The organism is Dongia deserti (assembly GCF_003574735.1).
GTDB classification, from domain to species: domain Bacteria; phylum Pseudomonadota; class Alphaproteobacteria; order Dongiales; family Dongiaceae; genus Dongia_A; species Dongia_A deserti.
Genome location: NZ_QORW01000001.1, coordinates 547,203 through 565,686, shown reverse-complemented (window position 1 = coordinate 565,686; position 18,484 = coordinate 547,203). Strand labels below are relative to the sequence as shown.

Below are 18,484 nucleotides of genomic sequence, written 5' to 3'. Positions count from 1 at the left end.
CGCCCCAGCAGGCGCCGCGGGATCGCCGGCGCTGATGAACACCTATGCGCGCTCGGAGCTGTCGTTTGAGCGCGGAGAGGGGGCATGGCTCTACGCGACCGACGGGCGGCGCTTTCTCGACTTCGCGTGCGGGATCGCGGTCACGGCGCTCGGGCATTGCCATCCGCACCTGGTTACGGCGCTGGAAAAGCAGGCGCACAAGATCTGGCATTCTTCCAACCTCTACCGCGTGCCGGGGCAGGAGAAGCTGGCGGAGCGGCTGGTCGCGGCCTCGTTCGCGGGCGCCACCGGCGGCCAGGTGTTCTTCGGCAATTCCGGCGTCGAGGCCATCGAGTGCGGCCTCAAGCTGGTGCGCAAGTATCACGACGATTTCGGCGACCCCGCGCGCTACCGCGTCATCGCCTGCGAGGGCTCGTTCCACGGCCGCACGCTGGCCGGCCTCGCCGCCGCGGGCAACGAGAAGTACCTCAAGGGCTACGCGCCCTACGTCGAAGGCTTCGACCACGTGCCCTACGGCAACCTCAACGAGTTGCGCGCCAGGATCGGCGCTGAGACCGCCGCCATCCTGGTGGAGCCGGTGCAGGGCGAAGGCGGCATGCGCGCCGGTTCGATCGAGTATCTCAAAGGCCTGCGCGCTGTGTGCGACGAGTTCGGCCTGCTGCTCTTCTTCGACGAGGTGCAATGCGGCATGGGCCGCACCGGCAAGCTGTTCGCCCACGAATGGGCCGGCATCACGCCGGATATCGTGGCGACGGCCAAGGGCATCGGCGGCGGGTTCCCCCTGGGCGCGTGCCTTGCGACGGGCAAGGTCGCGGCCGCCTTCGGTCCCGGCAGCCACGGCACCACCTTCGGCGGCAACCCGCTCGCCATGGCGGTGGGCAATGCCGTGCTCGATGTCATCCTGGCACCGGGATTCCTGCCCGACGTGGTGAACAAGGGCGAGAGATTGGCCCGCGGCGTCGCACAGCTGGTCGACAAGCACCAGGACGTGTTCGTCGACTTCCGTGGGCGTGGGCTGATGCTCGGCCTCAAATGCGTTGGCTCGAATACCGAGATGGTCGAACGCCTCCGACGATGCGGTCTGCTGACGGTGGGCGCCGGCGACAATGTCGTGCGGCTGCTGCCACCCCTGATCGTCACCGATTCGGAAATCGACCAGGCCCTCGACATGCTCGATAGGGCCGCAACGGAAGCCAAGAGCAATGCCTAACACTGCGAAATCGCTGAAGCCTAACCAAAGACACTTCCTCGACCTCGACCGGCTCTCGAAAGAAGACCTGCGCAAGATCATCGACGTCTCGCGCGCGCTGAAGGCCGGCACCCATCCCTTCGCCAAATCGAAGCCGCTCGAGGGCAAGTCGCTGGCGATGATCTTCGAGAAGCCATCGACCCGCACCCGCGTCTCGTTCGAGCTCGGCATGAAGCGCCTCGGCGGCGACACCGTGGTGCTGGAGCGCGAGTCTTCGCAACTCGGCCGCGGCGAGACCGTCGCGGATACCGCGCGCGTGCTCTCGCGCTACGTCGACTGCATCATGGTGCGCACGACCCGCGAGCAGAAGCTGATGGAGCTGGCGGAATATTCGTCGGCGCCCGTCATCAACGGCCTGACCGACCGCACGCATCCTTGCCAGCTGATGGCCGACGTGATGACCTTCGAGGAGCATCGCGGCGCCATCCAGGGCAAGCGCATCACCTGGTCGGGCGACGGCAACAACATGGCGACCTCGTGGATCCATGCCGCCGCGATGTTCGATTTCGAGCTCAACGTCGCCTGCCCGGAGATGCTGCTGCCGCCCAAGGACGTGGTAGACTGGGCGCAGGCGAAAGGCGCCAAGGTGCGGATCGTGAATGACCCCACCGCGGCGGTCGCGGGCGCCGACTGCGTGGTGACGGACACCTGGGTTTCCATGGGCGATGCGGATACGTCCGACCGCCACAACATGCTGCGCGCGTTCCAGGTGGACGACCGGCTGATGGCCGCCGCCAAGCCGAACGCCATCTTCATGCACTGCCTGCCCGCCCATCGCGGGGAGGAGATGACGGCGAGCGTGATCGACGGCCCGCAATCGGTGGTCTGGGACGAAGCCGAGAACCGCCTCCACGCCCAGCAAGGCATCCTGCTCTGGTGCCTCGGTTTGATTTGAGGCGCGGCAGTTCCTATCTAAAACCGAGTGCCCCCCTCATCCCAGCCCTTCTCCCTCCAGGGGAGAAGGGCTTAGTCCATTCCCCTCTCCCCTCGAGGGAGAGGGCTAGGGTGAGGGGGCGTCTCCACAGACTCGATTGCGAGAGTACACACTGAGATCATGCGCACAGGATTGCCGGCGGGCGAGCAACGCGATTTCATTCAGCCATTCTCCATCGAAGGGCACGGCGTGCGCGGGCGCTTGGTGCGCCTCTCCGACGTGGCCGACCGCATCATCCAGCAGCACGCCTATCCGGACAGCGTCGCGCGCCTGCTGGCCGAGATGATGGCACTGACGGCGGTACTCGCCGCGGCGCTCAAATATGACGGCGTCTTCACGCTTCAGACCAAGGGCGAGGGGCCGGTGAAGCTGATGGTCGTGGACCTGACGAGCCACGGCGCGATGCGCGGCTATGCCCAGTTCGACCACGAGCAGGTGGCCGCGATCCCGCTGGAGCAGGCGTCCTTGCCGCGCCTGCACGGCAAGGGGTATCTCGCCTTCACCGTGGACCAGGGCCAGCACACGGACCGCTACCAGGGCATCGTGGAGATGGAAGGCGCGACGCTCAGCGACTGCGTGCATCACTATTTCCGCCAGTCGGAGCAGCTGCAGGCCGGCTTCAAGATCGCCGCGACCAAAGGCGAGGAAGGCTGGCGCGCCGGCGCCATCATGCTGCAGCGCCTGCCGCAGGAGAGCGTGACGGAGATGGGGGCGGAGATCGCCGACGATGCCTGGCGCCGCGCCTTCGTGCTGATGGCGAGCTGCACCGACCGCGAGCTCCTGGATATCGAAGTGCCGGCGACCGACGTGCTCTATCGCCTGTTCCACGAGGATGGCGTCAGGGCCTTCAAGGCGCAAGGCGTGGAGGCGAAATGCCGCTGCTCGCGCGGCCGCGTCGAAACCGTGCTGAAGGCGATGCGCCCGGACGATCTGGCCGATCTGCAGGTCGACGGCAGGCTGGAAGTGACCTGCGAGTTCTGCAACAGCCGCTACGACTTCCCCCTGGCGGACTTCCTTCCCGCACGGAACTGATTAGGCGCACCTTGGCGCCACTTCTGTAATGTCATCCCGGGCTTGACCCGGGACCCATGCGGCGGCGATATCTGCTAGGCCGTATGGGTCCCGGCTCTCGCGGAGCCTGTCCTTGGGCCGCGCAAAGCGCGGAGCCGAGGGCGCGGCCGGGATGACAGAAGGAGAGCGGTGGCATGCATCGACGGTCGTTTCTCTTGCTCAGCGGCGCATCCCTCCTCGCCGCCTGCGACACGCCACCGATGCGGCAGAGCTTCGCGACTCTTACCTTCCAGGACCGGCCGCAGATCCGCCTCGACGTGGCGCAGGTCGAGATCGTGCAGGCCTACAGGCCGCCGGGCGTCGCGCCCCATGTCGATCATCTCTTCCCTCAGAAGCCGGTGGATGTCGCGGCCGCGTGGGGTCGCGATGTGCTGCGTCCGGTGGGCCAGCGCGGCCTCGCGACCTACACCATCGTCGATGCGTCCGCGACCGAGACCGCGCTGCCGCGCTCAGGCGGGCTCGGTCAGGTCTTCCGCACCGAACAGTCGGAGCGTTACGACCTCCACATCGAAGTGAAGCTCGATATCGGCAACCCGCTGCTCGCCAAGACCGGTGCCATCACCGCCGTCGCCGACCGCAGCCAGACCGTCGCCGAGGACATGACCCTCAATCAACGCGAGGCCGTCTGGTTCCAGATGACCGAAAGCGCCATGCGCGAGCTCGACAAGAAACTCGAAACCGCCATCCGCGAAAAGCTCACGCCGTTTGTGCGCTGACTCACCGCTCCAGCACACATCGTCATGGTCGTGCTTGGCACGACCATCCACGAGTTCGTGTGCGAATACATGACCGTCCAAGCCACCTTCGTCCTTGCTAAGCGTAACGCGCCATCGAAAATCCCAATCCCATCCGCCGCTGTCGCAACGCGCACAGCTCCAGCCGTGCATCCGGTGAGCGCACCAGGGCGCGGGCGAGGCTGTCCACCAGGGCGCGGGCGATGCTTCCGTCCTTGTCCTGCGGCGGCTCGAAGATGGTGATGTTGATCCCGGCCGCGCGGCCGCTGCGCATGGCGGCGCGCAGGATCGTCTCGAGGTCTTCCCAGGAGAGGCCGTCGGGTATGCGATAGCCAACCGCCGGCATGATGGCATCGTCGAGCACGTCGACGTCGAGATGGATCCAGAAGCCGTCGATCTCCGGTCGGCACAGATGCTCGATGGCGGCGCGGGCCGCTTCCTCGGCCCCAATGCGACGAACCTCGGCGAGGTCCTGCGCAAAGACCTTGGGCGGCAAGGGCTGGCTGCCGTATTGGCGCGCTTGATCCGCATCGCGCGGGCCGAGCACGGCGACATCCGCATCGCGCACCAGCGGGCGCATTCCCTCGATATCGGTGAGGAGGGCCGGGCCGCGTCCTGTGCTGAGCGCCAGGTCCATGTCCGCCGCCTCGCCGGTGGGAGAGGCTTCGGGCTGGTAGAAGTCCGCATGGCCGTCGAGGAACAGCAGGCCATAGCGCCGGCCGCTGCGCCGCAATGCCAGCAGGTTGCCGAGCAGGATCGAGCAATCACCGCCGAGCACGATCGGAAAGGAGCCGCGCGCCACCACGGGGCCGACGATGTCCGCCAGCATGATGGCGAAGTCGCGGATGCGCGCTGGGTTCAGGATGTTGGTTTCAAGATCACGGCGCGCATCATAGGGCGGCACCGCCAGCCGCGCATGGCGCCGCGCGCCAAGCCGGCGCGCCAGGCCGGCGTTCAGCAGGGCGTCTGGCAGATGTTCCACGCCGCCGGGCCTGAGGCCCAAATGAGAGGGTGCCTCGATGATCGTGAAGTCCGGCATGGACAGCCTCCTTCATGAAATGGCTTTACGGTCCGCCCTCGACGTATTATATGTATGCAGTCTACATATGATTTGTCAAGACGATTATGCGGGAGAGCGGCTATGGCGGAGCGAGACCAGTCCTCGGATAGCGAAACCCAGCATACGGCCAACATCCTGGGTGCGCTGTCGCTGTTGATACAGGATCGGGTGGAACGCGCGTGGCAATCCACGCTCGATCTGTCGCCCATGGCGGCGGCGGCCGTAGTGCAGATCGACAACGAGCCCGGCTCGTCGATCGAGCAGGTGGCGGGGCGCATCGGCCTGACGCACTCGGCCACCGTGCGCGTGATCGACAAGCTGGCCGAGCGCGGCCTGGTCGAGAAGGACCGCGCGCGCAAGGATGCCCGTGCCCAGAGCCTGAAGCTGAGCAAGCCGGGCAAAGGGCTGGCGCGGCAGCTCCACGCCGCGCGCAATCAGGTGATCGATGGGCTGCTGAGCGGCCTCGGTCCGGTCCAGCGCGAAGCGCTCGAGGCGGCGATCAGCGCCATCCTGTACCAGTGTGTCGAGCCAGGCCGCGAGGCCGATGTCACGTGCCGGGTGTGCGATGACCGCCGCTGCACGCCCGATATCTGCCCAATTCGTGTGGTTTAGGGCTCCCGCGATCTTGATTTCCCCAAGCGAGTCACGCCTGCGCTAAATGCGCGCGCTGCGGATCTTCGTCTGGGACCATTGGAGACCGCCATGCTTCGCACTTCTCTGCTCTGCACCTGCCTGTTCGCTCTCGGCCTATCGTCCGCACCGGCCGCGGCCGAGGAAGCGTTGGATTTCTCCGGCACCTATCGGATGGAAGGGAAGGGCTTCGGCCCGAATGACAGCGCTTATCACGGGACCTGCAAATTGGCCTTGGAAGGCAGGGTCTATGCCGTGTCCTGCTTCAACGAAGACACCCGGCACACCTATGTGGGCAAGGGACTGGCGGAAGGCGACACCCTGTCCATCTTCATCGGCGACGAACTCAAGGGCGACCACAACTCGGTTTTCACCGGCGAATACCTGGTGGTCTATCGGCGGGCGGCGGACGGGCGCCTGGCCGGCACCTGGGTCTATGCCCAAGGCCCAGCGGCCGGCAGCGAGACCCTGACGCCGCTGCGCTGACCTCGGCCCCGCCGCCCCATTCGGGACGTTCCCTAGCCCGGCCCCTTCGCCTTCCGCCTGCCTTGCCCCGGCTGGCGCCTGGGCCCTATAGTGCCCGCCGTTTTTTGCACTGCAACAGGACTGCCGGAGATGGAAAAGCTGCCCGGGCGGCTCGACGAGCTGAGGGGGAAATACGCCGACGAACTCACCGTGGGGATGTCGGCGATCTTCACCAAGACCGTCACCGATGCCGATATCGTGCTGTTCGCGGGCGTGACCGGCGACACCAACCCCGTGCATCTGGACGAGGAATTCGCCAAGCCGACCATGTTCAAGGGCCGGATCGCCCATGGCATGCTGACGGCGGGCTTCATCTCAGCGGTGCTGGGCACCAAGCTGCCGGGCCCGGGCAGCATCTACTTGAGCCAGTCGCTCAAGTTCAAGGCACCGGTCAGGGTCGGCGACACGGTGGTCGCACGCGTGACCGCCACCGCCGTGGATCGGGACAAGGGCCGCTGCACCTTCGCCACGGTCGCCCATGTCGGCGAGGTCCTGGTGGTGGAGGGCGAGGCGCAGATCCTGGTGCCCAAGCGCCCGACGGCGTGAGGCAGCATTCCGCCCCTGCTATAGTTTCCGAGTGATGCGGCTGTTTCGCCATCCCAACGAGCTCACGCCCGAATGTCGCGGTGCCGCGATCGCGCTCGGCAATTTCGACGGCGTGCATCTGGGCCATCAGGCGGTGATCGCGCGCGCCTTCGAGCTAGCGCAGGCCTATGACAGCGCGGTGGGCATCCTCACCTTCGAGCCCCATCCGCGCGCGTTCTTCAAGCCCGACCTGCCGCCGTTCCGCCTGACTCCCTTCCGCATCAAGATGCGCGTGCTGCAGGCCTTGGGGCAGGACCACAGCATGGGCCTCGATTTCGTGTGCTGCCTCGCGTTCGACCTGCACCTGGCGAGCATGAGCGCGCAGGAATTCGCCCAGCAGGTCCTGCATGACGGGCTCAATGCCGCGCATATCGTGGTGGGCGAGGATTTCTGCTTCGGCAAGGGGCGCAGCGGCAATGTCGCGACGCTGAAGGCCTTGGGGCAGCAGCTGAAATTCGGCGTGGATGCCGTCTCCGCCGCAGTCGATGGCAAGGGCGCGGTCCATTCCTCGACCCTGGCGCGGGAGCATCTGCAGGCCGGCCGGCCGCAAGCGGCCGCCGCGATCCTCGGCCGGGCGTGGGAGATCGCAGGCCGCGTGGAGCATGGGCAGAAGCTGGGGCGCCGGCTCGGCTTCCCCACCGCCAACATCATGCTGGGCGACTATCTGCTGCCCAAGCTCGGCATCTATGCGGTGCGCGTGGCAGTGGATGAAACCGATCATCCGACCTGGATCGATGGGGTCGCCAGCCTCGGCTACCGGCCGACGGTGGGCGGCGAAGAGATCCAGTTCGAAGTCTACTTGTTCGACTATTCGGGCGACCTGTATGGTCGGCACCTGCGTGTGGCGCTGCTGGAGTTCCTGCGGCCCGAGTTGAAATTCCCCGGCCTTGATGAGCTGAAGGCGCAGATCGCAGCGGATTGCGAGCAGGCGCGCCAGTTCCTGGCTCACTATCAGGGGCCGAAGCCGGGTCCGCTCGGGCGCGGCAGTTTCGTGCTTTAGAAGAGGCTTTGTTCGTGGACTACAAGAATACCGTTTTCCTGCCCAAGACCGACTTCCCGATGCGCGGCGACCTGCCGAAGCGGGAGCCGGCGATTCTCAAGACTTGGGCGGACATGAAGCTGTTTCACGAATTGCGGCGCCAGTCGAAGGGGCGGCCGAAATTCATCCTGCATGACGGCCCGCCCTACGCGAACGGCAACATCCATATCGGCCACGCCCTCAACAAGATCCTGAAGGACGTCATCAACCGCCAGCAGCAGATGACGGGCAAGGACGCGAACTATGTCCCGGGCTGGGACTGCCACGGCCTGCCGATCGAGTGGAAGATCGAGGAAGAGTATCGCAAGGCCGGCAAGGACAAGGACGCGGTGCCGATCAACGAATTCCGCAAGCAGTGCCGCGACTTTGCCGAAAAGTGGATCGACGTGCAGCGCGAAGAGTTCAAGCGGCTCGGCGTCGAAGGCGATTGGGATAATCCGTACCTCACGATGGCCTACGAGGCCGAGGCGGTGATCGTCGCCGAAATCGGCAAGTTTCTGATGAATGGCGGGCTCTATCGCGGCTCCAAGCCGGTTATGTGGTCGGTGGTGGAGAGGACCGCGCTGGCCGAAGCGGAAATCGAGTATCACGACCACACCTCGGACACGATCTGGGTCAAGTTCCCGATTGTGTCCTCGCCGGCTGCCGCGCTGGCTGGCGCTGCGATCGTGATCTGGACCACGACGCCGTGGACCATTCCCGGCAATCGCGCGCTCGCGACCGGCACCACGATCGATTATGTGGCGCTCGAGGTACGGTCCGTCTCGGACGGATCGCGCGCAAAAGCCGGCGACAAGCTGGTCATTGCCGAAGCCTTGATGAGCGACTTCCAGAACGAGGTCGGCATCACCAGCTCGAAGGTGGCGTGGCGCGGCAAGGGCGCGGATCTGGTCGGCACCGTTACGCATCATCCGCTCCACGGGCAGGGCTACGATTTCGACGTCAGGGTCTGGCCGGGCGATTTCGTCACGACCGAAGCCGGCACCGGCTTCGTGCACATCGCGCCTGGTCATGGCACGGACGACTATGAACTCGGTCTCGCCAATGGCGTGGAGATGCCGCATACGGTGGGACCTGACGGGCGCTACTTCGATCACGTGCCGTTGTTTGCTGGCAAGGCGGTGCTCAATCCGCGCGGCAAGGCGGGCGACGCCAACCCGGCGGTGATCGCGGCGTTGGATGCGGCAGGCAAGCTGCTGAAGAGCGGCAAGCTGGTGCACTCCTATCCGCATTCCTGGCGGTCCAAGGCGCCGCTCATCTTCCGCAACACGCCGCAATGGTTCATCTCGATGACCACCAACAATCTGCGGGACGTGGCGCTGAAGGCGATCGAGGAGACGCGCTTTGTGCCGCAGCAGGGCAAGACCCGGCTGCATTCCATGATCGCGCAGCGGCCGGACTGGTGCATCTCGCGCCAGCGCGCCTGGGGCGTGCCGATCGCGGTGTTCGTGAACAAGAAAACGGGCGAGCTCCTGCGCGACTCGAAGGTGATGGAGCGCATCGTCGATGCCTTCCGTCGCGAAGGCGCCGATGCCTGGTTCGAGTCGCCGCCATCGCGCTTCCTCGGCAACGACCACAATCCGGACGAGTTCGAGCAGATTAAGGACATCGTCGATGTCTGGTTTGATTCCGGTTCGACCCACGCCTTCTGCCTGGAGCCGCGCAAGAACCAGGACCTGTCCTGGCCGGCCGACGTCTATCTCGAGGGCTCTGACCAGCATCGCGGCTGGTTCCATTCCTCGCTGCTGGAATCCAGCGGCACGCGCGGCAAGGCACCCTACAAAACGGTGGTGACCCACGGCTTCACCCTCGACGAGCAGGGCCGCAAGATGTCGAAGTCCCTCGGCAACACCGTCGCACCGCAGGACGTGATGAAGCAGTACGGCGCGGACATCCTGCGCCTGTGGGTGGTGATCGGCTGCGACTATGCCGAGGACCAGCGGATCGGCGAGCAGGCGCTGAAGCTGATCGCCGATCACTATCGGCGTCTGCGCAACACCTTCCGGTATTTGCTGGGCGCGCTCGAGGGCTGGACCGAAGAGGAGCGCATCGAAGCCAAACAGATGCCGGAGTTGGAGCGCTGGGTGCTGCACCGCCTGAGCCAGATCGACGAAAACGTGCGCGCGACGGCGGAGAGCTTCGACCTGCACGCGCTCTATATGGAGCTGCATAATTTCTGTGCGGTCGATCTCAGCGCCTTCTACTTCGACATCCGCAAGGACTCGCTCTATTGCGACGCGCCGGGCAGCGCGCGCCGCCGCGCGGTCCGGACCGTGCTCAACGAAATCCTCGCGCGCCTGACGGCGTGGCTTGCACCCGTGCTGGTCTTCACGGCGGAAGAGGCCTGGCGTGCACGGCCATGGGGTGATGGGGAAGCCAGCGTGCATCTGCGCACGTATCCTGAGACGCCGGCCGGTTGGCGCGACGATGTGCTGGCCGCCAAGTGGGACAAGGTGCGCGAGATTCGGCGCGTCGTGACTGGTGCGCTGGAGCTGGCGCGTGCCGACAAGAAGATCGGCGCCAGCCTGCAGGCGCACCCGGTCGTTCACCTGACGCCCGAGCGGCGCGCCATGCTCGATGGCGTGGATCTGAGCGAGATATCCATCACCTCCGGCATCACCATCAGCGACGGACCGGTGGCGAACGGTGCCTTCACGCTTGCCGACGTGCCGGGCGTTGCCGTCCTGGTCAACACGGCCGAAGGCGGGAAGTGCGATCGCTGCTGGCAAGTGCTCCCCGAGGTTGGCAGCCATGCCCATCACCCGACGCTCTGCAGCCGCTGCGCAGAAGTCGTCGAGGGCGCGGTGGGGGGCGCATGAGACTGACCGCGCCGCGGCTCTTCTACCGGATGTGCGGCTTGAGTGCGGTCGTGGTCCTGCTCGACCAAGTCACCAAGCTATGGGTATTCCGCATTCTGATGGAAGATCAGGCTGAAATCGCAGTGCTGCCGATCTTCAGCCTGGTGAAGCGCTACAATACGGGGATCAGTTTCTCGATCTTTGCGACCGACCATGCGATCGGGCCGTGGATATTCGCGTTGCTCGCCACTATCATCGCCGTTGGCCTTCTCATCTGGCTGTCGCAGACGGCGGACCGGGTGCCGGCCGTCGGACTTGCGCTGGTGGTCGGCGGGGCGATCGGCAACGTCATCGACCGGGTGCGCGAAGGCGCGGTCATGGATTTCCTCCTGTTCCATTGGGAAGTGTGGGCTTGGCCGGCCTTCAACCTCGCCGATACCGCCATCACCATAGGAGTCGCCCTGCTCATCTATGACGGTATGTTCGGCGGCAAGAAACGCGCCTAAAAAGCGTTACCTTTCAAATCCTTGCTATGCCGTTTGGGGCGGGTTGTTTGAACGCCCGGTTCGCGGTAAAAAGCAGGCCTTGGATCAAGAGGGGTTCATCCCATGCGTCGCACACCGATTCTCCTCGCGGCCCTGGCCGTTGGCCTGTTGCTGGCGACAGGGGGCTGCAGCAGCGTGAAGCAGACGCTTGGTCTCACCAAGCAGTCGCCTGATGAGTTCAAGGTCGTCTCGCGCGCGCCGCTTTCCATGCCGCCCGACTACAATCTGCGCCCGCCGACACCCGGCGCGCCGCGGCCGCAGGAGGGTACGCCACGCGATCAGGCCGCTGCGGCCGTGTTCCAGTACTCCACCACCAATGGCGCGGTGCCGGCCGACGCCATTCCGCCGATCGGTGAAGGCGAGGCGGAGACGGCGCAATCCTCCGGCGAATCGGCACTCCTGCAAAGCGCCGGCGCGTCCGGTGTGGATCCCAACATCCGGCGGATCGTCGATGCGGAAACCGCTGAGGACGAAGCCGATTCGCGGACGTTGGCCGACACGCTGACCTTCTGGCGCGATCCGGAGCCCTATGGCGAGGTGGTCGATGCCGCCGCCGAGCAAAAGCGCCTGCAAGAGAATGCGGCGCTCGGCAATCCGGTCACCGAAGGCGAAACGCCGACGATCGTGCGCAAGAAGAAAGGCATGTTGGAAGGCATCTTCTAGGATCATGAGATTTTCGATCACCAGGGGGCCGGCAACGAAGGTTGCCGGCCTTTTGCTTGGCGTGGCGCTGGCCTTGGCGGTGCCGCGCCCGAGCCATGCGGACATTTTCGAGGCCCACGAATTCACCCTGCCCAACGGGCTGGATGTGGTGGTGGTGCCGAACCACCTGTCTCCAGTCGTCGTGCAGGCCGTGGCCTACAAGGCCGGCGCGGCGGACGGACTGCCGGGGAAGAATGGCATCGCCCATTTCCTGGAACATCTGATGTTCAAGGGAACCGATACTCTGGCGCCGGGCCAGTTCAGCAGGGAGATCGACAAGCGTGGCGGCTCGGATAATGCTTATACGTCCCAGGACGTCACGGTGTATCACCAGGAGATCGCGAAGGAACATCTCGAACTCGTCATGAAGATGGAGGCGGACCGGATGGTCAATCTGCGCCTCACCGACGCGATCGTGCTGCCGGAGCGGGACGTGATCCTGCAGGAACGCGGCGAGCGCATCGATAACCAGCCCGGCGGGCGCCTGGGCGAAGCTGTGGATGCCACGCTCTATCTTAATCATCCCTACCGGCTGCCGGTCATCGGCTGGCGGCACGAGATGGAGCGCTACACGACCGAAGACGCGCTTGCCTTCTACAAGCGATTCTACTCACCCAGCAACGCGGTGCTGGTGGTCGGCGGAGACGTGACGGTTGAGGACGTGCGCAAGCTCGCGGAGAAATACTTCGGGCCGCTCCCGAAGGGCGCGGACGTCACGCGCGAGCGGCTCCACGAGCCGCCACCGGCCGCGCCGCGCCGCGTCTCCCTCAGCGATGAGCGTGTGCGCCAGCCCTATCTCGTTCGTTCGTATCTGGCGCCCAACTATCGAAACGCCAAGGGCAACGAGGGTTATGCGCTCACCGTTCTATCGGAGATCCTGACCGGCGGGAGCGCGGGCCGACTGTATCGCCGCATGGTGATCGAGCAGCAATCGGCCCTCGCAGTCGACAGCGGCTATGATGGTGGACCCTATGACATCGGCCGCTTCAACTTCTACGCCACGCCGCGCCAGGGCGGCGATCTCGCCGCCGTGGAGCAGGAGATCGATCGGCAGATCGCCGCCGTGTTGAAGGACGGCGTGACGGATCAAGAGGTCGCGGATGCCAAGCGCCGCCTGCAGATCTCCGCGGTCAAGGCGCGGGACAGCGTCAGCGGCCCGGTCTTCATGGTGGCCGACGCCTTGGGTAAGGGCCGCACGCTCGCCGACGTACAGGCCTGGCCGGAGCGTATCGGTGCGGTCACTGCAGCGGACGTACTGGCCGCTGCCACGCAGATATTCAAACCCGCCAACTCCGTGACCGGCACCTTGCTGCCCAAACCTGCGCAGGAGGCAGCACAGCCATGATCATGCGCCTCCTCATCCTCGCTTGCGTGCTGGTCCTGCCGCGCTGGGCGTTTGCGCTCGACATTCAGTCGGTCAAGAGCGACAGCGGGATCGAGATCTGGCTGGTGGAGAACCACGTCAATCCCATTGTTTCCGTGGCGTTCGGCTTCAAAGGCGGATCGGGCTTCGATCCCGATGGCAAAGAAGGGCTGGCGAAGCTGGCATCTGGCCTGCTGGACGAAGGGGCCGGCGATATCGATTCCGAAACCTTCCAGAAGCGGCTGACCGACCGTGGTATCGACTTTTCGTTCGATGCCGGCCTCGACGATTTCACCGGCCGCGTCCGGTTCCTGCGGGAGGACCGGGATGAGGCGGCGCAGCTGCTTGGCCTCGCGCTCACCGCGCCACGGTTCGATGCCGAGCCGGTGGAGCGCATCCGCAACGCGTTGCTGATCGAGATCGCGCAGGATGAAAGCGACCCGGACAGCGTTGCCGGGCGCCACATGGAAGAGATGGTGCTGGGTAGCCATCCGTATTCCAGGCCGGCCAACGGCACCGCAGCCAGCATGAATTCCATTACGGCCGACGACCTCAGGCAGTTTGCCCGTCAGCGCTTCGTGCGTTCGCGCCTCCATATCTCAATCGTCGGCGACGTGTCCGCGGAAGAGGCGAGACGCTTCGTGCACGAGGCGTTCGGGTCGCTGCCGCAGGATGCAGCGCTGCCCGATATGCCGCCGATCGCGCCCAGCAAGAACGGCCGCACGCGGGTCGTGGATTTTCAGGTGCCGCAGGCGGTCGTGCAGTTTGCGCAACCCGGTATCCCGCGCTCCGATCCCGACTTCTTCTCGGCGTATCTGGTGAACTATGTCCTCGGCGGCGGTGGCTTCTCGGCGCGGCTGATGGAAGAGGTGCGTGAAAAGCGCGGGCTGGTTTATGGCATCGGCACGGGCCTCTGGACCTTCGATGCAGGCGGGCTCGTCGCCGGACAGTTCCAGACCGATCCGGGCCGGGTGGCAGAGGCCATCGATATCGTGCGGACCGAATGGCAGCGCATGGCGAGCGAAGGCCCGACGCAGCAGGAGCTGGACGACGCCAAGACCTATCTGCTCGGCTATTATCCTCGCAACTTCACCAGCACGATGAGTACCGCGCGGGTCTTGCGAGAGCTGCAGATCGAGAATCTCGGCATCGATTATGTGACGCGCCGTCAAAAGGAGATCGCCGCCGTGACGATCGAAGATGCGCGGCGTGCTGCCAAGCGCCTGTTCGATGCGTCGCAGCTGACCTTCGTGGTAGTCGGCCCGGCGGACCAGATCCAACTGCCCGGCGCGGAGGTGGTGAAGACCCCGGCACAGAATTAGCCGTAGTCGCTATACTGCTGGGCACACCCATCCACCATCATGGTCTTGCCAAGCAAGACCATGACGAAGGCAGGACGCCCTCGTCACTTGTTGTTGCCGCGGGCTGGCAAGCCGACTTTTTCGCGCACGTTGTCGACCTGACTCTTCTCTGCCTTCGCGGGAGTGGCTTTACTGGTGGTTCCGCCCGCCCCGGTCAGCAGCTCGGTCAGCCACGACCTGTCGGATCCACCCTGCGCGTTGAGATCGGTGGCCGCAATGACGTCACCGCCCGGCCGTCGGACGTCGGCAATCGGCGTGTTGGCGAGGGCAGGGGCCATGAAATCGTGCCAGATCGTGACCGGCAGCGTGCCACCGGTCACCTTGTCCATCGGCGCGTTGTCGTCGTTGCCGATCCATACGCCAGTTACCAGATCGTGCGTCAGGCCGACGAACCAAGCGTCACGGAAGTTCTGGCTGGTGCCGGTCTTGCCATAGACCGGCCGATCCAGCTTCGCCTTGCGCGCTGTTCCGCTCTCCACCGTGGCCGCCATTACGTCCAGCATCTTGCGCACGGATGCGGGACTTGCCACCGGCCCCGGGCCGGAGCCCTGCCGCTCGTAAAGCACGGTGCCATCACGCGCTGCGATGCGATCGATGCCGAACGGCCACACGCCGTTGCCGACATTGGCGAAGGTCGCGTAGGCGCCGGTCATCTCCAGCAGGGTGGTCTCGCTGACGCCGAGTGCAATGGCCGCGGTATTGTCCATCGGCTCGGTAATGCCGAGGCGATGGGCGATATCGATGACCTTGCCGCGGCCGACACGCTCGGACAATTGGACGGCAACCGAGTTCAGCGAGCGCGCGAAGGCCTCGCGCAACGTCACTTGGCCGTAGTATTTGTCTTCGTAGTTGCCAGGTGACCATTTGCCGATGCGGATCGGGCCGTCGACGAACAGGTTGCCGGGCACATAGCCGTTCTCGAACGCCGCCAGGTACACGAATGTCTTGAAAGCCGAGCCAGGCTGGCGCAGCGCCTGCGTGGCCCGGTTGAACTGGCTGCTGCGGTAGTCCGTGCCGCCGACCATCGCCACCACGGCACCGTCGGGGCGCATGGATACCAAGGCGCCCTGGCTCGCTTCCACGGCGGCACCGTGCTCGGTCAGCACGCGCACCAAGGTCTGTTCCGCCTGATGCTGGAGCGCCGGATCGAGAGTCGTCTGCACCACCAGATCCTGATCGGCATAGCCCACGTAGGACGAGACCTGGTCGATGACCCAATCCGCGAAATGCTGGCCGATCTGGCCCTTGCCCTGGGCGACCATGGAGGGGGCAGCGGACTTGGATATCGCGTTCGCCTCCGCTTCGGTCAACTGGCCGGCGGCCACCATGTTGCGAATCACGAGCTCGGCGCGCGATTTGGCGAGCGCCTTGTCGTTGAACGGATTGAAGCGGGACGGCGCCTTCAAGAGGCCCGCCAGCATCGCCGCCTGATAGATCGTGACATCGCGGGCGGAGCGGCCGAAATATTTCTTGGCGGCGGCATCGACGCCGTAGGTACCGGCACCGAAATAGACCCGGTTGAGATAGAGCTCCAGGATCTCGTCCTTGGTGAACGTGCGCTCCAGCCAGAGGGCGAGCAGCATCTCTTGGCCCTTGCGATGCAGGCTGCGTTCCGGTGTCAGAAACAGATTCTTTGCCACCTGCTGGGTAATGGTGCTGCCGCCCTGCACCATCTCGCCCTCGCGGACATTGATGTAGAGCGCGCGCGCAACCCCGCGCAGATCGACGCCCCAATGGCTGTAGAAGCGCCGATCCTCGGTCGCGAGGACGGCAGCCGGCAGATAGGGCGGCAGATTGGTCAAGCGCACGGAATCGCCATAGAGATCGCCATAGCTCGCGATCAGCGACCCGTCCGCTGCCAGCAGGGAGACGCTGCGCTGGCGCTTCAGATCATTGAGCCGCTCCGGCCCCGGCAGGTCATAAGCGCACCAGGCCAGGAACAGCAGCGCGAAAAAGCCGGTCCAGATCGCACCGACCATGCTCCACTTGGCAAGGAACCATAGGGCCGCGCGCCGCCAGGAGCGGCGCGGCTCGGGTTTGTGCGACTCGGGTTTGACCATAGCCCGTTTTTAGCAGATCGAAAGGATCGCCCATAGCGACCAGACGGTGACGCGATAGACCCGGCAGATGGCCGATTTATGGCAGGATTGGCTTGGGATTGGGCAGGAGCCGCCTGAGTTTCCGGCCCGACGGCGGCTCACGTCAGCTTGGTGACGCGTAATGAGTGTTAACGGCCGGTTTTGTCGGCCCACATACTCCCGCGGAGCGAACTAGGGCCCCCAGGTGAGCCCGCGGCACGCTCCTCTTCGATCTCGATAAGGGCCTCGGTGACGATCTGTTCCAGCGACCAGTCGGCGTCGGAGTTCTGCAGCCGCTTGCGCAGGATCGGGGTCGCCAGCTCCAGCCAACCCGGCGGGGCCTTGCCGTCACGGGTCGCCGGGAAGTTGCGGGCGGCATAGGCGAGATCAACGAACAGCGGACGATACACGGGATCGAGGCCGCAATGCTCGAACAGCTCGGCCTGGCCGCGGCCGCCTTCATCGGCCATCAGCTTGCGCACGTTGCTGATCGGCACATTGGCCTTGATCGAGAGAGCCTGAAGCAGGAACCCGAACTGACCGATCGCGATGGCGCGCATGACCAAGGTCGGACCGAGCAGGCGGTTGTCCTCGAGACGTTGCGCAAAGGCGCGTAATTCTTCCGCCGGCTCGCCCGCGATGCTCTGCAGCAGGAAATGCTCGCGCGAATGATGCAGGATCATCGCGACGCGGTGCGCGGGCACCGCATAGCGGCCGATCAGGCGTTCCAGCGTGCGGCCGGTGACCAACGTCGCCATCCGCTCGACGATCGCCAGCGGCAAGGCCGGGCGATTGCTCACCGCCTCCGCGATGCGCGCGTGATCGCCGAACCGGTCCAGAATGTGATGGAAGCCGCCGGCAGAGATGCGCGCGTTGTTGTTGGCCGCAACTCGCACCACGACGATCTCGTCATCGGTGCGAATCAAGGCATCGGTCACCGCGACATTGAGTGTCGGGCGCATCGCGACGACGCGGGCATGATCGATCGAGCAGCGCTGGATCACCTGCACCAGATCCTCGTCGGTCAGAACGACCGAATGAACCAGGATGGGGGTCGCGACATCGAGCACGTCCTCCGCCAATTGGCGCGCAAGATCACGATCGAGGTGCGGCGTTGATTTCAGTGTCTCCGAGAGACGACGGCGAATCTCGAGCTCGGCTTCGGGCAGAACCGTCTGCACGATGGACAATGCAATCTGCCGCTCGGCCTGGCTGAGCGGCTCCGCACTATAAAGTTCCGCGACGCGCAGCATCGCGTCCTGGCGATTGGTCGGATTCGGGTCCGCCGCCAAGAGCTCTACATCGCGCTGCGACAACCGCGCCAAGGTATTGTCCATCCTTTTCGTTTCGATGCTCTCTTGAATACGATAGGCGTCAAAACTTGCAATTACAATAATAAGATAGGTTTACCCTAGCAGAAGGAAGTAAACGAATTCTTAACCATCGAATTGGGCCAACTTCAGCTCAAAATTGGCACAAATTGCTGCACTGCAGCGTGGGGCGATCTGCGCTGTTTGCGAACACCTTCCGAGCACTGTCCAGGTCAACATTTTGCGCTGCGCTGACGCGGCCGCGATATTGCCCCTTGGTCTTGCCTTGGGCGCATTCTTATCTATGATGCCGGCCGCTTCGAGGTCGCCGCCTCTTTTGAGTGCCTTGGCCTGCGAACGCCCTCCACGGCTCTTCGGAGCCGGGGCCCCTGTGGCGGAATTGGTAGACGCGCCTGACTCAAAATCAGGTGGATTCACATCCGTGCTGGTTCGAGTCCGGCCAGGGGCACCAACTTAAGCGGGCATTCTTCGGACAACTT

General features: G+C 64.9%; 16 protein-coding genes and 1 tRNA gene. 14 read left to right on the top strand and 3 right to left on the bottom strand.

The annotated features are described in order from the left end of the window. The first annotated feature begins 34 nt into the window (after positions 1 to 34). From DTX69_RS02790 to DTX69_RS02775, 4 genes are all read left to right on the top strand, one after another. Positions 35 to 1,210 carry an aspartate aminotransferase family protein gene (locus tag DTX69_RS02790; protein ID WP_119299940.1) on the top strand — a complete coding sequence of 392 codons (1,176 nt, stop codon included), beginning with the start codon at positions 35 to 37 and terminating at the stop codon, positions 1,208 to 1,210. Beyond that, positions 1,203 to 2,144 carry an ornithine carbamoyltransferase gene (argF, locus tag DTX69_RS02785; RefSeq protein ID WP_119299939.1) on the top strand — a complete coding sequence of 314 codons (942 nt, stop codon included), beginning with the start codon at positions 1,203 to 1,205 and terminating at the stop codon, positions 2,142 to 2,144. The genes DTX69_RS02790 and argF overlap by 8 nt, the downstream gene beginning before the upstream one ends. A gap of 159 nt (positions 2,145 to 2,303) precedes the next feature. Further along, a complete protein-coding gene (gene hslO, locus DTX69_RS02780; RefSeq protein WP_119299938.1) occupies positions 2,304 to 3,215 on the top strand; it encodes an Hsp33 family molecular chaperone HslO in 912 nt (303 codons plus the stop codon). A gap of 173 nt (positions 3,216 to 3,388) precedes the next feature. Continuing rightward, complete coding sequence (locus DTX69_RS02775) at positions 3,389 to 3,970, top strand: hypothetical protein (RefSeq protein WP_119299937.1); 582 nt, start codon at positions 3,389 to 3,391, stop codon at positions 3,968 to 3,970. Positions 3,971 to 4,067: 97 nt separating this feature from the next. Here the strand turns inward: DTX69_RS02775 and DTX69_RS02770 are convergent, their stop codons facing one another. After that, the gene (locus DTX69_RS02770; RefSeq protein WP_119299936.1) at positions 4,068 to 5,027 is read right to left on the bottom strand and encodes an arginase family protein; all 960 of its coding nucleotides are present in this window, start codon (positions 5,025 to 5,027) and stop codon (positions 4,068 to 4,070) included. Between the two features lie 102 nt (positions 5,028 to 5,129). Between DTX69_RS02770 and DTX69_RS02765 the strand changes: the two genes are divergently transcribed. The 9 genes from DTX69_RS02765 to DTX69_RS02725 all read left to right on the top strand — a co-directional run bounded on the left by DTX69_RS02765 (position 5,130) and on the right by DTX69_RS02725 (position 14,557). Further along, entirely contained in the window at positions 5,130 to 5,660 is a 531-nt protein-coding gene (locus DTX69_RS02765; protein WP_162916562.1) for a MarR family winged helix-turn-helix transcriptional regulator, read from the top strand. 90 nt (positions 5,661 to 5,750) lie between these two features. Next, on the top strand, positions 5,751 to 6,164 hold the full coding sequence (locus tag DTX69_RS02760) for a hypothetical protein (RefSeq protein ID WP_119299934.1): 414 nt from the start codon (positions 5,751 to 5,753) through the stop codon (positions 6,162 to 6,164). A 129-nt stretch (positions 6,165 to 6,293) separates the two neighbouring features. Continuing rightward, positions 6,294 to 6,749, top strand: a complete 456-nt coding sequence (locus DTX69_RS02755; RefSeq protein ID WP_119299933.1) for a MaoC family dehydratase — start codon at positions 6,294 to 6,296, stop codon at positions 6,747 to 6,749. Between the two features lie 34 nt (positions 6,750 to 6,783). Next, positions 6,784 to 7,788: a bifunctional riboflavin kinase/FAD synthetase gene (locus tag DTX69_RS02750; RefSeq protein ID WP_119299932.1), complete on the top strand. Its 1,005-nt coding sequence runs from the start codon at positions 6,784 to 6,786 to the stop codon at positions 7,786 to 7,788. 8 nt (positions 7,789 to 7,796) lie between these two features. Continuing rightward, positions 7,797 to 10,646 carry an isoleucine--tRNA ligase gene (ileS, locus tag DTX69_RS02745; RefSeq protein WP_119299931.1) on the top strand — a complete coding sequence of 950 codons (2,850 nt, stop codon included), beginning with the start codon at positions 7,797 to 7,799 and terminating at the stop codon, positions 10,644 to 10,646. Then, positions 10,643 to 11,131, top strand: a complete 489-nt coding sequence (lspA, locus tag DTX69_RS02740; protein ID WP_119299930.1) for a signal peptidase II — start codon at positions 10,643 to 10,645, stop codon at positions 11,129 to 11,131. Before ileS ends, lspA begins: the two co-directional genes overlap by 4 nt. Positions 11,132 to 11,233: 102 nt before the next feature. Then, complete coding sequence (locus DTX69_RS02735) at positions 11,234 to 11,833, top strand: DUF3035 domain-containing protein (RefSeq protein WP_119299929.1); 600 nt, start codon at positions 11,234 to 11,236, stop codon at positions 11,831 to 11,833. Between the two features lie 4 nt (positions 11,834 to 11,837). Beyond that, positions 11,838 to 13,217 (top strand): M16 family metallopeptidase, encoded by a 1,380-nt coding sequence (locus DTX69_RS02730; RefSeq protein ID WP_162916561.1) that lies wholly within the window; start codon positions 11,838 to 11,840, stop codon positions 13,215 to 13,217. Beyond that, positions 13,214 to 14,557, top strand: a complete 1,344-nt coding sequence (locus DTX69_RS02725; protein ID WP_119299927.1) for a M16 family metallopeptidase — start codon at positions 13,214 to 13,216, stop codon at positions 14,555 to 14,557. The genes DTX69_RS02730 and DTX69_RS02725 overlap by 4 nt, the downstream gene beginning before the upstream one ends. 83 nt (positions 14,558 to 14,640) lie before the next feature. On the opposite strand, the gene DTX69_RS02720 is transcribed toward DTX69_RS02725, so the two are convergent. Together DTX69_RS02720 and DTX69_RS02715 are read right to left on the bottom strand one after the other, a co-directional pair. Continuing rightward, on the bottom strand, positions 14,641 to 16,656 hold the full coding sequence (locus DTX69_RS02720; RefSeq protein WP_119299926.1) for a transglycosylase domain-containing protein: 2,016 nt from the start codon (positions 16,654 to 16,656) through the stop codon (positions 14,641 to 14,643). A gap of 167 nt (positions 16,657 to 16,823) precedes the next feature. Continuing rightward, positions 16,824 to 18,011 carry a DUF2336 domain-containing protein gene (locus DTX69_RS02715; protein ID WP_119299925.1) on the bottom strand — a complete coding sequence of 396 codons (1,188 nt, stop codon included), beginning with the start codon at positions 18,009 to 18,011 and terminating at the stop codon, positions 16,824 to 16,826. A 358-nt stretch (positions 18,012 to 18,369) separates the two neighbouring features. On the opposite strand from DTX69_RS02715, the gene DTX69_RS02710 reads away from it, so the two are divergent. After that, positions 18,370 to 18,456, top strand: a tRNA-Leu gene (locus DTX69_RS02710). Positions 18,457 to 18,484 lie beyond the last annotated feature (28 nt).

Excerpts from the sequence above, each read along its gene's own strand:
- DTX69_RS02790 (WP_119299940.1), top strand. The coding sequence starts at position 35 with ATGAACACCTATGCGCGCTCGGAGCTGTCGTTTGAGCGCGGAGAGGGG.
- argF (WP_119299939.1), top strand. The coding sequence starts at position 1,203 with ATGCCTAACACTGCGAAATCGCTGAAGCCTAACCAAAGACACTTCCTC.
- hslO (WP_119299938.1), top strand. The coding sequence starts at position 2,304 with ATGCGCACAGGATTGCCGGCGGGCGAGCAACGCGATTTCATTCAGCCA.
- DTX69_RS02775 (WP_119299937.1), top strand. The coding sequence starts at position 3,389 with ATGCATCGACGGTCGTTTCTCTTGCTCAGCGGCGCATCCCTCCTCGCC.
- DTX69_RS02770 (WP_119299936.1), bottom strand. The coding sequence starts at position 5,027 with ATGCCGGACTTCACGATCATCGAGGCACCCTCTCATTTGGGCCTCAGG.
- DTX69_RS02765 (WP_162916562.1), top strand. The coding sequence starts at position 5,130 with ATGGCGGAGCGAGACCAGTCCTCGGATAGCGAAACCCAGCATACGGCC.
- DTX69_RS02760 (WP_119299934.1), top strand. The coding sequence starts at position 5,751 with ATGCTTCGCACTTCTCTGCTCTGCACCTGCCTGTTCGCTCTCGGCCTA.
- DTX69_RS02755 (WP_119299933.1), top strand. The coding sequence starts at position 6,294 with ATGGAAAAGCTGCCCGGGCGGCTCGACGAGCTGAGGGGGAAATACGCC.
- DTX69_RS02750 (WP_119299932.1), top strand. The coding sequence starts at position 6,784 with ATGCGGCTGTTTCGCCATCCCAACGAGCTCACGCCCGAATGTCGCGGT.
- lspA (WP_119299930.1), top strand. The coding sequence starts at position 10,643 with ATGAGACTGACCGCGCCGCGGCTCTTCTACCGGATGTGCGGCTTGAGT.
- DTX69_RS02735 (WP_119299929.1), top strand. The coding sequence starts at position 11,234 with ATGCGTCGCACACCGATTCTCCTCGCGGCCCTGGCCGTTGGCCTGTTG.
- DTX69_RS02730 (WP_162916561.1), top strand. The coding sequence starts at position 11,838 with ATGAGATTTTCGATCACCAGGGGGCCGGCAACGAAGGTTGCCGGCCTT.
- DTX69_RS02725 (WP_119299927.1), top strand. The coding sequence starts at position 13,214 with ATGATCATGCGCCTCCTCATCCTCGCTTGCGTGCTGGTCCTGCCGCGC.
- DTX69_RS02720 (WP_119299926.1), bottom strand. The coding sequence starts at position 16,656 with ATGGTCAAACCCGAGTCGCACAAACCCGAGCCGCGCCGCTCCTGGCGG.
- DTX69_RS02715 (WP_119299925.1), bottom strand. The coding sequence starts at position 18,011 with ATGGACAATACCTTGGCGCGGTTGTCGCAGCGCGATGTAGAGCTCTTG.